The organism is Mesorhizobium sp. P2_C5_2 (assembly GCF_056404535.1).
On record NZ_JBFUDV010000005.1, the window covers coordinates 151,039 to 165,142 of the forward strand.

General features: G+C 61.6%; 13 protein-coding genes. 7 read left to right on the forward strand and 6 right to left on the reverse strand.

Annotation, left to right across the window (positions count from 1 at the left end):
• The first annotated feature begins 2 nt into the window (after positions 1-2).
• Together AC1D1B_RS19290 and AC1D1B_RS19295 are read left to right on the forward strand one after the other, a co-directional pair.
• Positions 3-800, forward strand: coding sequence for an ABC transporter permease subunit (locus tag AC1D1B_RS19290; protein ID WP_477334050.1), 798 nt, complete (start codon positions 3-5; stop codon positions 798-800).
• Between the two features lie 123 nt (positions 801-923).
• Positions 924-2,036, forward strand: coding sequence for a DUF930 domain-containing protein (locus tag AC1D1B_RS19295; RefSeq protein WP_477334051.1), 1,113 nt, complete (start codon positions 924-926; stop codon positions 2,034-2,036).
• A gap of 54 nt (positions 2,037-2,090) precedes the next feature.
• Here AC1D1B_RS19295 and AC1D1B_RS19300 read toward each other — a convergent pair whose 3' ends face one another.
• The 6 genes from AC1D1B_RS19300 to AC1D1B_RS19325 form a co-directional block, all read right to left on the reverse strand.
• Positions 2,091-2,834: a ribonuclease activity regulator RraA gene (locus AC1D1B_RS19300; protein WP_477334052.1), complete on the reverse strand. Its 744-nt coding sequence runs from the start codon at positions 2,832-2,834 to the stop codon at positions 2,091-2,093.
• 23 nt (positions 2,835-2,857) lie between these two features.
• The gene (locus tag AC1D1B_RS19305) at positions 2,858-4,021 is read right to left on the reverse strand and encodes a mandelate racemase/muconate lactonizing enzyme family protein (protein WP_477334053.1); all 1,164 of its coding nucleotides are present in this window, start codon (positions 4,019-4,021) and stop codon (positions 2,858-2,860) included.
• Between the two features lie 30 nt (positions 4,022-4,051).
• Positions 4,052-5,149, reverse strand: a complete 1,098-nt coding sequence (locus tag AC1D1B_RS19310; RefSeq protein ID WP_477262195.1) for an ABC transporter ATP-binding protein — start codon at positions 5,147-5,149, stop codon at positions 4,052-4,054.
• A 124-nt stretch (positions 5,150-5,273) separates the two neighbouring features.
• The gene (locus AC1D1B_RS19315) at positions 5,274-6,164 is read right to left on the reverse strand and encodes a carbohydrate ABC transporter permease (protein ID WP_477334054.1); all 891 of its coding nucleotides are present in this window, start codon (positions 6,162-6,164) and stop codon (positions 5,274-5,276) included.
• Positions 6,161-7,120, reverse strand: coding sequence for a carbohydrate ABC transporter permease (locus AC1D1B_RS19320; protein WP_477334055.1), 960 nt, complete (start codon positions 7,118-7,120; stop codon positions 6,161-6,163). The genes AC1D1B_RS19315 and AC1D1B_RS19320 overlap by 4 nt, the downstream gene beginning before the upstream one ends.
• Positions 7,121-7,201: 81 nt before the next feature.
• A complete protein-coding gene (locus AC1D1B_RS19325) occupies positions 7,202-8,680 on the reverse strand; it encodes an ABC transporter substrate-binding protein (protein ID WP_477334056.1) in 1,479 nt (492 codons plus the stop codon).
• A gap of 209 nt (positions 8,681-8,889) precedes the next feature.
• On the opposite strand from AC1D1B_RS19325, the gene AC1D1B_RS19330 reads away from it, so the two are divergent.
• The 5 genes from AC1D1B_RS19330 (at position 8,890) to AC1D1B_RS19350 (ending at position 13,924) form a co-directional block, all read left to right on the forward strand.
• A complete protein-coding gene (locus AC1D1B_RS19330; protein ID WP_477334827.1) occupies positions 8,890-9,600 on the forward strand; it encodes a GntR family transcriptional regulator in 711 nt (236 codons plus the stop codon).
• Between the two features lie 54 nt (positions 9,601-9,654).
• The gene (locus AC1D1B_RS19335) at positions 9,655-10,821 is read left to right on the forward strand and encodes a mandelate racemase/muconate lactonizing enzyme family protein (RefSeq protein WP_477334057.1); all 1,167 of its coding nucleotides are present in this window, start codon (positions 9,655-9,657) and stop codon (positions 10,819-10,821) included.
• Between the two features lie 63 nt (positions 10,822-10,884).
• Entirely contained in the window at positions 10,885-12,243 is a 1,359-nt protein-coding gene (locus AC1D1B_RS19340; RefSeq protein WP_477334058.1) for a mandelate racemase/muconate lactonizing enzyme family protein, read from the forward strand.
• A 149-nt stretch (positions 12,244-12,392) separates the two neighbouring features.
• Complete coding sequence (locus AC1D1B_RS19345) at positions 12,393-12,719, forward strand: NIPSNAP family protein (RefSeq protein ID WP_477334059.1); 327 nt, start codon at positions 12,393-12,395, stop codon at positions 12,717-12,719.
• A gap of 8 nt (positions 12,720-12,727) precedes the next feature.
• A complete protein-coding gene (locus AC1D1B_RS19350; protein WP_477334060.1) occupies positions 12,728-13,924 on the forward strand; it encodes a mandelate racemase/muconate lactonizing enzyme family protein in 1,197 nt (398 codons plus the stop codon).
• The last annotated feature ends 180 nt before the right edge of the window (positions 13,925-14,104 follow it).

Consider the following 14,104-nt stretch of genomic DNA (forward strand, 5'->3'; position numbering starts at 1 on the left):
CCATGCTGGTCTGGTCGCGCTCCGGTCGCCTTGTCCTGTGGCTGCTCTTCGCGCTGATCTTCGGCGTGCTGTTTTTGGCGCCGCTGGCGGTCATCCTCCTGTCCAGCCTCGCCGACCAATGGAACGGGGTGCTGCCCAATGGGCTGACCACAGAGCACTACACCGACGTCATCAGGGGGTCGGCTTGGAATTCGGTGAAGGCCAGCCTGATCACCGGCTTTCTCGCCAGCGCGCTGGCGCTGGTCAGCGGTACCTGGGCCGCGCTATCGCTTCGCCTGCAAGGTCATGCCTTGAAGCGGCTGCTGGGGCTGCTCTTCTTCATCCCCAGTGCCGTACCGTCGGTGTCGGTCGGCCTTGGCTTGCTGGTTGCCTTCAGCCATCCGCCGCTGTTGCTCAACGGCACGGTGGCGATCGTCATGATCGCGCATTTCGTGCTGATTTCGGCCTTCACCTTCGGCAATGTCTCGGCCGGTCTCGCACGGCTGTCGCCCGACTTCGAACAGGTGGCGTCGAGCCTCGGCGCGCGGCCAGCCTATCGACTATGGCACGTCACGCTGCCGCTGCTCGCGCCCTATCTGGTCGCCGCCTTCGGCCTTAGCTTCGCCCTGTCGATGGGGGAGCTTGGCGCCACCGTCATGGTCTACCCGCCGGGCTGGGTGACGCTGCCGGTGTCGATCTTCAGCCTCACCGATCGCGGTGACATCTTCGCCGGTGCAGCACTCACCATGATCCTGGTGGCGGCGACGCTGGTGCTGCTGCTCGGACTGGAGCGCATTACGGCGCGGGCTACGGGTTCGTAGGCTTTGCGTAACTTGTAGCAATCCGACGTTGGTCGCTCCTCTTCACCGCTGGGCTGCGGCTAAATTGCGCCAATGCTGCGGCCGTGCTTGATGCCGCCGCAGTTTCGCTCCACATCGTGAGGGATGAAGGACGAGACAATTGAGCGGCGTCGGACTTTGCTGTGGGCCTTGCCCGCATCTCTGATCCTGCACGTGCTCATCGCCGCGCTCCTGGTCTACGGCCTGCCCACGCCTCCGGAACAGCCGCAGGAGGAGCAGCCGGTCAATGTCGCGCTCGTGCCGCCGCCCGACCAGCCCAAACCGAAACCTGCTCCCACGCCGCCACAGAAACCCGAGGCGAAAAAGCCTCCCGAGCAGAAGGTTGAAAAGCCGGCGCCTGAAAAGCTGCCGCCAATCGAGGTGCTGAAGCCCGTTTTCCAGTTCGGTGACAAAGATACCGGCCCCCGGAAATCCCTGGATGGAGGCAGCGCTCAAGATAATGCCCCATCGCCGGCCAAGGATAACGAGCCAAAGCCGGCTGTCGCGCCAAAGGATGCGGAGAGTAAACCCGCCCCAGCGCCAGACGCCGGAGAGCCGGCAGAGTCAGCCAAGGTCGACGATAAGCCGGAAGCAGACAAACAGGAGGCGGGGGCTCGAGATGCCGACAAACAGGCATCTGCGGCCGCAATGCCTTTGGTCGATCCTGGGGACGACGGTGAGATCGAGCTTCCAGCATCGGCTCAGGCGCCTCGGATCAGACCCGAAAATGTGCCGAAACCCCGGCCTTCAAAGGCTGCGAAGTCAGGACGCGGAACCAGCGGAGAGCCAAGCTCCACGGAGGTGGCCGCGGCTGCACCACGGGCCTATTCGGGTCTTCCGGGCGTCCGCAAGCTCTTTTCACAAGGCGCTACCGGTGATGTGTTCGCGACGAACTCGATGGCCGACGTGCCTCGCGATCAGCGGGTCGCCAAACTTTGCGCCAGCGTTCTGGAGCAGGAGCTGAAAGACGCGTCTAATTTTCCCCAATTGATCCCAGTTATTCCGCTGAAAGCCGGCAATATTCTTGACGCCCCCGACACCGCTTTCCGCACGGCAACGACATGGTACCATCTGAGCTTCCGGTGCGGAATCGACACCAATGCGACGCGGGTCACGTCCTTCGCCTTCCGTGTCGGAGCTGCCGCCACGCCCGAAGAAAGCGCCTTCCTTGATCGGGAAGCTCGTCGGCGACGCGGCCCGGCTGAGACAGCCCAGTGAGGGCGCATTTGCGCTTGGCGAGAGCCGCCCGGAAGCCGGTCCCCTTGCTCCACGTCAGTCCGCCGAGCGATTGGCTTTGCGCCACTCCTCATATTCGCCGCGGGCATCGTCATGCAGCGGATAGTAGCGCTGCAGCGGCGCACCCTGCATGAGCTTCTCTCGCGAGAACTCTTCCCAATCGTGATGTTTTTTCGATTCTTCAATCACCTTTGCGGCCATTGCGACGGGAAGCACCACCACTCCATCGTCGTCAGCGACGATGATGTCGCCGGGGATCACTGTGACACCGCCGCAGGCAATCGGAACGTTGACGGCGTTCGGATAGATGCTGGTTTGCACATGGTAGTTGGGCGTCCAGCCGCGCAGCCATAGGGGCAGATCGAGCTTCTCGACATTGGGCCGGTCGCGCATGCAACCATCGATGACAATGCCTGCGCCGCCTCTGCCTTTGAAATAGGTCGACATCATATCGCCGAAGACGCCCGAGCTCATGTCGCCGCGCGCGTCGACCACGACCACATCGCCTTCCTGCGCGTGATAGAGCACGTGCCGGTGCAGTTGCGTTTCCGGGTCGGCGTATTCTCCCTCGCTGAAGAGGTCCGGCCGCTGCGGCAGGAACTGCAGCGTCAGCGCCGGCCCGACGATCGACTTCCCACGGTTCTGCGCCACCGGACCGACCATGTGGGGATTGCGGAAACCCATGTGGCCAAGCGTGCCGGCAACCGTCGCGGCGCCGATTTCCCTCAGCGCGTCAATGAGGTCCTTAGGCGGCCGCGTGATGTCAGGTGTATGCGTCATTGTGGACTCCGGATGAAAGGGAACTACCAGTTCGTAACAGACCCGTCGCGGCGCTTGAGGTGAGGCGCTTCCCAGAAGCGGAAGCTCTGCGCCTGGATCGCCGCCTCGTTGATCTCGACGCCCAGTCCCGGCAGATCGCTGACTGGGTAGTCGGGGCCGTCCAGCCGTGGTTGCACGGGAAAGAACTCGGAATTGTCGAAGCCCAGCTTCCTTTCCGGCGCCCTGGTCTCGAGCCACGCGAAATTCGGCACCGCGGCGGCGAGATGAATGGTTGCGGCCGTGCACACTGGGCCAAGCGGATTGTGCGGCATCAGGTCCACATAGTGCGCCTCGCTCCAGCCAGCGACTTTCATCGCCTCGGTGAGCCCACCGACGTTGCAAACATCGAGCCGGTTGAATTGATGGATGCCGCGCTCAATGTAGGGCAGGAACTGCCACTTGCTGGCAAATTCCTCGCCGATGGCAAAGGGAATGTCGGTCATCCTACGCAGGGATTCGTAGGCCTCCGGTGTCTCGTCGCGTATCGGCTCCTCGAGGAAGTCAAGCACGCCGCGGCCGAGCTTGTTGCAGAAGCTTGCCGCCTCTGCCACCGACAGCCGATGATGATAGTCGATGCCGAGGACGACCTCGTCGCCCAGCGCCTCGCGCGCCTTGTTCAGCATGCTCGCCGTGGGGCCGATCGACTCGCGGGGCTCGAAGATGTCCCTGCTGCTTTGCCCCACGGGGAAGAAGCGGATCGCCTGCCACCCCCGTGCGCGCAGTTCGCGGGCTCGTTCGATGGCTGCATCGCCCTCGGCCTCGTCTCCGGTCGAGGCGAAGGTGGGGATGCGGTCGCGCTGCTTGCCGCCCAGCAGTTCGTAGACCGGCACCCCCAGCGCCTTGCCCTTGATATCGTGAAGGGCGATGTCGATGGCGGAAATCGCCGCCTGCAGAACGCGCCCGCCTTCGAAGTACTGGCTGCGATATACCTCCTGCCAGATCCGCCCGATCTGCATGGGGTCACGGCCGATGAGAAATTCGCGATAATGCTCGACCGCGCCGGCCACTGCCTTCTCGCGGCCGCTCAAGCCGCTCTCGCCCCAGCCAAAGACGCCCTGGTCGGTCTCGATCTTGACGAGCATCTGGTTGCGCGTTCCAACCCACATAGGATAGGGCTTGATCGCGGTGATCTTAAGCTTCCCAGTCATCCCCAACGTTCCCAATGACCCCGTCTTGTCTCAGCCGGCCTTGAGGGCCAGTTCAGTTTCGCCGTCGAACAGATGTATCCGCTCCTGGTCGAACTCGAGCCAGATCTGCTCGTCAGGTGCGACGGAGATGTTGGGGGACACGCTGATGTTGACGATGGCACCGGACAGCAACGCCTGCACGAAGGTGACGTCGCCGGTCGGCTCCACTGTGTAGGCTCTGGCCGGGACGCTGCCTGGCACCGCGCTCTTGTGGAGCCTGATCGTCGAGTGACGTGCGCCGAGCACGACTTTCCTAGACGTTGCCTTCGCGACCTTCCGGGCGTTGAGCGGCGAGAGCTCAAGGCTCCATCCCTCCGCGCCGGTCAACGCAGTGTTGCCGTTTGCTGTCGATGCCTCCAGCGGGATAAGGCTCATCGCCGGGCTGCCGATGAAGCTGGCGACGAACATGTTCACCGGATGGGCAAAGACCTGCGCCGGTGAATCGTATTGCAGCAGGTAGCCGCCGTTCATCACCGCCATCTTGTCGGCCATGGTCACGGCTTCGAGCTGGTCATGCGTCACATAAATGATCGTCGCCTTGAGGTCCTGGTGGAACCGCTTGATCTCCGACCGCATCTGAACGCGCAGTTTGGCGTCAAGGTTGGAGAGCGGCTCGTCCATGAGGAACACGGCGGGGTCGCGGACGAGGGCACGCCCCAGGGCGACACGTTGCTGCTGCCCGCCTGAAAGTTCGCGCGGCTTGCGCTCGAGCAGGTGCGTCATGTCCAGCACGCGCGCCGCTTCCTTGACCTTCCTGTCGATCTCGTCCCTGGGCAGTTTGCGCATCTGTAGCGGGAACGCCAGGTTCTTGTAGACCGATTTCTGCGGGTAGAGCGCGTAGTTCTGGAACACCATTGCGATGTCACGGTCCTTGGGGTCGAGGTCGTTGACCACCCGGTCGCCGATGACGATGTCGCCCGATGTGACCGGAATCAATCCAGCGACAAGATTGAGCGTGGTTGTCTTGCCGCAGCCCGAAGGGCCGACGAGCGCAACAAACTCGCCGTCATTGACCGTCAGCGAAACGTCGTTGACAGCTTTGAAGCCGCCATAGGTCTTGACGAGATCTTTGAGGACCACGTGGGCCATCGGCAACTCCCTAGAGCATGATGCCGAAAAGTGTGAAGCGGTTCTCGGACGACATCATGCTCTATCTCTTTGATTTAGAGGCGGATTCAGATTTCAGGTCGAACAGACCTGAAATCATCCGGCTCTAGTGCTTGACCGCGCCTTCTGTCAGGGCGCGTACGAAGTATCGTTGCAAGACGAGGAACAGCACCACGACGGGCACGCTCATCATGAAGCTGGCCGCCATCAGGCCCGGAAAGTCCGTCGTATTTTCCGAGAAGAAGCGCTGTATGCCGACCGGCAGGGTCAACTGCTCGTTCTTGGAGAGGAAGGTGTAGGCATAGATGTACTCGTTCCATGCGCCGATGAAGGAATAGATCGCGGTGGCGATGATTCCGGGCGTCGACAGAGGCATCACGATCAGGATGAAGGCCTGGAACCGCGTCGCTCCATCGATGCGCGCCGCCTGCTCGAGCTGCACCGGAATGTTGTCGTAGAAGCCCTTGAGCAGCCAGATCGCCAGCGGCAGGCCGAAGGTGAGATAGGTGAGGATCAGCGAGCCATGCGTGTTCACCAACCCGATCGCGCGCATCAGGATGAAGAGCGGCACGAGAAAGATCACCGCCGGGAACATGTTGCGCAAAAGCACGGTGAAAAACAGGAAGTTTCGACCGGGGAAACGAAAGCGCGAAAACGCGTAAGCCGCAGGAACAGCCACGACCACCGAAAGGATTGTGGTGACCGTCGACACGTAGAGGCTGTTCCAGAAAAAGCGGAGGAAATCCTGGCCGACGCTGTTTTGCGGATCGAGCAGCTTCTGGTAGCTGGCGAGGGTGGGCTCTTCCGGCCACCATTGCGGCGGGAACTGCATCGCCGCGAACCCGGACTTGATCGATGTGATCAGCATCCAGATCATCGGCAACGCGGTGTAGAGCAGCATGAACACGAGGAAGATGCGCCCGGCCCACCGCCAGCCGTCGACGCGCATGCGGCGCCGGGTCGGACCTCGAGGGGCTGTCTCCGCAATCGCGCTCATGCGCTCCCCTCTTTTCGCTCGTTGCCGGCCAGCGCACGGACATAGAAGTAGCCCAGCATCATCAACATGAGGAACAGCAGCACCGAATAGGCCGATGCGACGCCCCAGCGCTGCCGGCCGAAGGCGAGCTCATAAATGTGCGTGATCCAGATGTGCGACGCGTTGGACGGTCCGCCACCGGTCATGATCCACGGGATGATGAAGGAATTGAAGTTGGCCACCGCAAGCAGCAGGATCGTCACCGTCGAGACGTTGCGCAGGTGCGGGAAGGTGACGTGCCAGAAACGCTGCCATGCGTTGGCCCCGTCGACTTCCGCGGCGCGCAGCAACTGGTCGGGGACTGTCTGCAAGCCGGCCATCATCATGATCATGGCAAACGGAAACTCGCGCCAGATATTGACGACGATCAGGGCGGGCAACACCGTGCTGACGTTGTCGATGAAGTTCGGCGGCCGGTCGGCCAACCCGAGGCCTACCAGCACCGCGCCGATGATTCCGAAGTCCGAATGGTAGATCCACTTCCAGATATAGGAGGCGGCAACCGCGCTGATGACCCAGGGAATAATCAGGATGGCGCGCAGGACACCCCGGCCGATAAAGTCGCGGTGGAGGGCCAGCGCGGCGGCAAACCCGAGGACAAAGGAAAAGAAAGTGGATCCGATCGTCCAGATCAGGGTGTTCAAGGTGACTTTCCAGAACACCTCGCTGGTGAGGATGGCCGTGTAGTTGTCGAACCCGATGAAGATCTTGTCGCGGAGCTGCAACCCAGGCGGGGTCTTAAAGAACGATAACTCGACCGTGTAGTAGATCGGATAGGCGATCACGACGAGCATCACGCCGATCGCGGGGAGCACGTACGCGTAGTCGGCGCGATGCTCCCAGATATTCCGCAGCACGCCGGACTTGCCGGGTTGCAATTTTCGGCGAGCCTCGGCCTTGCCGGTCACGATCGTCACTGTGGCGTGCCCTTATTCTTCGGAACGAACCGGCTGCACCCGCTATCGGCACAGCCGGTCAGATCGCAGGTCCGGCTTGGACTAGAGTCCGCCCATCAGGTCTTTCACCTTCTTGGCCGCGTCGTCCGCCGCCTGATCGACCGTCATCGCTCCAGTCAGGGCATTCTGCAGCATATCCGGGATGATGATATTCATGATCTCGGGGGACTGCGGCAGCGCCGGGAACGGGATGCCGTATGGCAGCATCGAAGTCGTGACGTCGAGGAACTTGATCTTGTCCAGACGTTCCTTCATCCATTTGGTCTTGAAGCCGTTGAGGTTGCCCGGGTTTGAGCCGGCGTAGGCCATCTTCAGCGACCATTCAGGGCTCGTCCACATGCAGATGATCGCCTTTGCAGCCGGCTCGTCCACCTTGCCGCCCTCGACATATTCGGGCTTCAGGATGTGAATGTTCGAGCCGCCGAACACCACGGCGCGTTTGCCGTCGGGGCCAGTCGGAATGAGACCGTAGCGCATGTTGTCGATGACGGTCTGTGCCTTCTCCTTGTCGGCGCCCGTCGCCTTCTTCTGCAGGTCGAGCATGACGTTGTAGTCGGACGGGTGCGAGATCATCATGCCGAGCTGGCCGGCGACGAACAGAGGCTGGTTGTCGGCCTGCTGGTTGGTGAGCGCCGACACCGGAACCGACTTGTCGCGAACATACATGTCGTACGAGGCTTGCAGCGCCGCCTTGCTTTGCGGGGTATTGAGCTCGACCTCCTTATAGGTCGGGCTCGCCGAGGCTTCGTCGAAGACGCCGCCGCCATAGCCCCACAGCTGCGGCATGAAACGGTATGGCGTGTTGCCGGCATTCTTGCGGGCCACGAGGCCGTAGCCGGCAATGCCGAGCTTGTCGTGGATCTGCTTGGAATATTTGACGACGTCGTCCCAGGTTGCCGGAGCCTTGTCCGGATCGAGGCCCGCGCGCTTGAAGATGTCGGCGTTCCAGATGAACGCCATCGTCTCGTTGTTGGTCGGAATGCCGTAGGTCACGCCATCCCAGGTCACGGCCTTCATGGCGCCGGGCCAGAAATCCTCGGTCGAATACCCCACATCCTCGGGCTTGAGCGGCTCCAGATAGCCCTTTGAGGCGAACTCGGTACCACCCAGGATTTGCAGGCGGACCGCCATCGGCGCGGCATTGCCCAGCAGCGCCGTGCGGAACTTGTCAAGCAGGTCGTTATAGGTGAGGGCTTGTTCCTCGAGCTGGATGTTTGGATAGGTCTTGCGGAAGGTCTCGAAGAACTCCTTGTAGTACTGGCGCAGGAGATCGGGGTCGCCCTCGAACACGCCCTGATACCAGAAAGTCAGTCGCCCCTTGTAGTCGAGGGGGGTGACCTTGCCGCAATCGGCGGCCGTGTCAAAATCCTGTGTGCCCGCAATGGAGCGCACATATTCCGGCGACCATTTGCTCAAATCGACTGGCGGCGCACCGAGCGCAGACGCAGACATCAGCGATACCATTAAAGCAGCGGAGACCGTGCCGCGCAGGACGGCACCGCCGAGTGTAATCCTCGTCATAGGGTTATCCTCCAGGTTCTCTCCCATGCCGCTCTGCGTCGAGGCAAGCAGTCTTTGCTCGTTCGATCGCGGGACGTTCTGTGTATCCCTTCAAGCGCTTTATACGTTTTCAGATCACAGATTGTCTGTCAACGCGCTAAATCGTACATTGTTTGTGGAAACCGTGCGTGATATCGAAGAAAGTGTGTATTGATCTGGGGAGCCCGGCTTTGGCCGAAACAAGCGATTTCAAAGCAGAGCCACCCGTGGGGATTGACCCCATCGGGGCCTCAAGCGAGGGCGCCTCGCTTTATGAACTGATCCGGGAAGACATCATTGAGGGACGGCTGGCCGCCAACGAACGGCTTGTGGTTACCGATCTCGCCCGGCGTCACGGCACCTCGACCAACCCCGTGCGCGAGGCGCTGCAACTGTTGCGTGGGGAGGGCTTTGTCACCTTTATCGCCAACCGTGGGGCGCGCGTCCGACCCATAGATCAGGATTTTGTCCGGGATATCTACGAGATCGGAGTTCTGATCGAGCCGGCCTTGACGCGATGGTTCGTCAATATGGCGACCGGCGAGGACATCGCCGAACTCGAACGTCTCCAAGGCCTGATTGAAGAGAACAATTTCGCCGACCCATTCAGACACAGTGAACTCGATACCGCCTTCCACACCGTGATGTACCAGCGGCATTATAATCGCCATGCCGCCGAGCTGTGGTGGAAGCATCGCGAGGTGCTGCGCGCCGTGAGCCGGCGCTTCAATTTCACGCTCGCTCGGCGTGCCGCGATCATTCGCGAGCATCGCGAACTCATCGCCCTCGCCAAGGCAGGAGAGGCTGACAAAGCCGCCGAACTCATTGCCCGCCATGTCGAGGGTTCCGGCCGGCACGTTCTGGAACAGATGCGTGCGCGCAACGCCGCTCGAGCCGGATAGAATTTCCAGTCCAGAACATCATTGGCCCGACCATCGGATAGAGGTAGTTGAGAGATGAAAATCACGAGCGTTCGGCCGTGGCTGATCAAGTCCGATGCTTCCTATTGGGGAGAGTTCCTGTTCGTCGAGGTGACGACCGACGAAGGGGTGAGTGGCTGGGGAGAAATCACCACCACCACAAGGCTCGCCAACCGCGCGCTCTGCACGATCTTGCGGCAGATCGGTGTCGCCGTGACAGGCGAGGATCCGGCGCGTATCGAGCATCTCTGGCACAAGATTTTCCGCAGCTTCACCTATATGGGCAGCCGCGGCGCCGCCGTCGAATGCGTGAGCGCTATCGACATAGCGCTCTGGGACATTCGCGGCAAAGTTCTCGGCAAGCCGATTTACGAACTGCTGGGCGGACCGGTCCGCGATGAGGTCGCGCTCTATACCCATCCCAACCAACGCAAGTTTACCAGCAAGGAGGCTGTGGTCCGCGAAATTCGAGACATCGTCGAGTCCGGACACACGGGGCTGAAGTTCGATCCTTTCCCCCACCAGGGTCGCACCGCCGATGGCTTATCGCGCGAACAGCGGGACGGCTACCTCGATGGCAGCATGACCCGAAAGGACGAGCGCGAGGCCGCCGAACTGACGGCTCTGATCCGCGAAACGGCTGGGCCCGATGTCGACATTCTCATCGATGCGCATGGCCGCTTCGACGTTCCTACCGCCATTCGCCTCTGCCGCAGCCTCGAGGAAGCCGGCCAGATCGACTGGTTTGAGGAGCCTTGTCCGCCCGAGAGCCTCAATGCCCTCAAGCAGGTGCGTGAGAAGGTCAGCGCCGCTATCTCGTGGGGCGAGCGCGGCCACACGAAATGGGATTTCGTGCCGGTGCTCGAGAACAGGCTTGCCGACTACATCATGCCGGACGTTACCTGGACCGGCGGCATTACCGAACTGAAGAAGATTTCCGCCCTGTGCGAGGCCTACTACATCCCGGTCTCGCCCCATGATGCCGCGGGACCGATCAACGTGGTTGCGGGAGCGCAGGTGATGATGACCGTTCCCAATTTCTACAAGCTTGAAACGTCCGAGTGGAACCTGGATAAATACAATCACCTCATCGACAGACGACTGGATGTGTCGAACGGCAGCCTCAAGCTGACGTCGAAGCCTGGCCTGGGCGTCGAGATGAACCGCGACTACCTGCAGGCCCACGAGATTGAGTTGGGCTAGCAATGCTCTCGCTGGGCGCAGCGTGCGGGCGCCAAGCGCAGCCAACCAGAACGAGGATAGGTCATGCCGAGGACGGAAGCAGCCGGTGAGGCGCTCAATCGGGTAAATACGAACTCCAAGCCGTCCGAGCTGCGCATCACAGACCTGCGCGTCGCCGAAATCGTCGGCGCGCCATTCACCTCGGCACTTGTCAAGATCTACACCAACCAGGGCATTGTCGGCCTGGGCGAAGTCCGCGACGGCGCCAGCGCGACCTATGCGCTGATGCTCAAGAGCCGGTTGCTGGGCGAAAACCCCTGCGACGTCGACCGGCTGTTTCGCCGCATCAAGCAATTCGGCGGCCATGGGCGGCAAGGTGGCGGTGTCTCGGCAATCGAGATCGCGCTGTGGGACCTCGCCGGCAAGGCCTATGGCGTGCCGATCTACCAGATGCTCGGGGGACGGTTTCGCGACAAGGTGCGGGTCTATTGCGACACCGACGCGGACAAGCCCAGCGGTACCGAGACCGGCAAGCGGCTCAAGGCGCGGATGGATCTCGGTTTCACCTTCCTCAAGATGGATCTCGGCCTGGCGCAGATCGCGCATATTCCGGGCGCGGTGGTTGCGCCGGCCGGTGTGCTCGATGGTTTCCGCACCCATGCCGCCCGCGGCCGGGCGCGCACGCTGGAAGAGCGCCGGGCGCGCAATGCCGCCTATGACGCGCAGAACGTGCCGCATCCCTTCACCGGCCTGCACTTCACGGAAAAGGGCATCGACCTGCTCGATCAGTATATCCACGAAGTGCGCGAGGTGATCGGCTATGAGATTCCGCTGGCTATCGACCATGTCGGCCACATCTCGCTGCAGGATGGCATCCGTCTCGCCCGGCGGATCGAGAAATACGCACCGGCCTGGCTCGAGGACGTGATCCCCTGGCAGTACACCGAGCAGTATCGGCAGCTGCAGCAGGCCACGTCGGTGCCGATCTGCACGGGTGAGGACATCTACCTAAAGGAAGCATTCGAGCCGCTGCTCAATGTGGGCATCTCGGTCATCCACCCGGACCTGCTGACCACCGGCGGCATCCTCGAGACCAAGAAGATCGGCGATGCGGCGCAGGAGCATGGCGTTGCCATGGCCATTCACATGGCGGAAAGCCCGATCGCCGCGATGGCCGCCGCGCATGTCGCGGTGGCGACGGAAAACTTCATGGCGCTCGAATACCACAGCGTCGAGGTCGACTGGTGGGACGACATCGTTACCGGTCTGCCCAAGCCGCTGGTCAAGGACGGCTTCATCACGGTGCCGGACAAGCCCGGTCTCGGCATCGACGACGTGGTTGATGAGGTCATCAGCCGGCACCTGCAGGAAGGGGTCAAAGGCATCTGGCAACCGACCGATCACTGGGACGACGAATATTCCTGGGACCGCACCTGGAGCTGACTCTACATCTCTCCCTTTGGGGGAGAGGTCGGCGGCGCAGCCGACGGGTGAGGGGGCCTTCCTCCTCACTGCATCTAGAAAAGGCGCTCTCACCCGACCCTGCGGGTCGACCTTCTCCCCGGAGGGAGAGGTGAACAGAAGGATCGACCATGATCTACGAACTTCGCATTTACGACTGCCTGCCGGGCCAGCTGCCGGCGCTGCTCAATCGTTTCAACGACCATACCTTGGCGCTGTGGGATAAGCACGGCATCCGCCAGGCCGGGTTCTTCACCACGGTGGTCGGCGAAAGCAGCAATCGACTGACTTATTTCATCGCCTGGGAATCCCTTGCCGAGCGCGAAGTGAAATGGAAGGCCTTCACCACCGATCCGGCATGGCTCAAGGTTCGCGACGAGTCCGAGCGCGATGGCCTGATCGTGGCCAATATTTCCAGCCAGTTTCTCGCGCCAACCGCCTTCTCGTCGGTGAAATAGAGGACATCATGAAAATCACCGATCTGCGCTGCGCCGTCATAGGCAAGCATCCCATCGTTCGCATCGTCACTGACGAGGGCCTCTATGGTCTCGGCGAGGTTGAGTACACCAAGACTTATCTCAAGCCCTGGGTGATGCATTTCCGCGACGCGCTGATCGGTGAGGACCCGACCGACGTTGAACGCTGCATGTTGAAGATCCGCCAGCGTGGTTCGTTCAAGCCTTATGGCGCCGCCGTCAGCGCCATCGAGCATGCGCTGTGGGATATCGCCGGCAAGGCGGCCGGCGTTCCGGTCTACAAGCTACTCGGCGGCAAGGTCCGCGACCAAATTCGGGTCTATAACGGCTCCATCCGCAAAAAGCGCACCGGCGACAGGCCAGAGGATTACGCGGCCGATGTCAAATGGATGATGGAGCGGCCGGAAAACTTCTTCATGGTCAAGCAAGGCATCAGCTTTCACTCCAACATGAAGACCACGGTGCCCGACTTTCACTACGGCGTGCGCCAGCCGCCGACCTATCACGGCGCGATGGACCAGGGGCAGATCAGCGAGCGCGGCATGGCGCATATGATCGACTGCGTCATCGCCATGAAGGAGGTGCTCGGCGACAAGGTCTCGCTGGCGCTGGATTGCGGTCCCGGCTGGTTCCTGCCCGACGCTATCCGCTTCGCGCAGGCCGTCGAGAAATACAATCTGATGTGGCTGGAGGACATGCTGACCGGCGACTACGTGCCATGGGTCAATCCGCAGGCCTACCGCGAACTCACGACATCGACGTCCACACCCATCCACACGGGCGAACAGATTTATCTGCGGCATAACTTCAAGGAGCTGATCGAGACGCAGGCGGTCCGCGTCATCGGCCCGGATCCTGCCGACATCGGCGGTATCGCCGAGCTCAAATGGGTGGCCGAGCACGCCTATATGCACTCGATCATGATGGCGCCGCACGGTACGGCGAACGGGCTGCTGGGCCTCGGCGCACTGATCAATGTCTGCGCCACGCTGCCGGCCAACTACATCGCCTTCGAATATCCCAGCGCCTCAGACCCGTGGTGGGAGGATATCGTCATTGGCCTGCCGACGCAGATCGTGAAGGATTCGATGGTCGACCTGCTCGAAGCACCGGGGCTGGGCCTCGACATCGATGCCGCGGGAGCGAAGAAATATCTCGCGGAAGAGGACGCTGGTTTCTTCGACTAGCGCGTGCGGCCACCAAGGCCACCGGCCAGCGACATCCCTCGAAGTTTGCTGCTGTCGGCCGGATCGGGCCGCCGACGGTTCTAACCCGTCAGGGGCGCCATTTCGCGCTCTTGCCAATTTAGAAAAGCCAACCACCCCGCTATTCGAAATAGCGTTGGAAATACTTTTGCAATTTTCGCG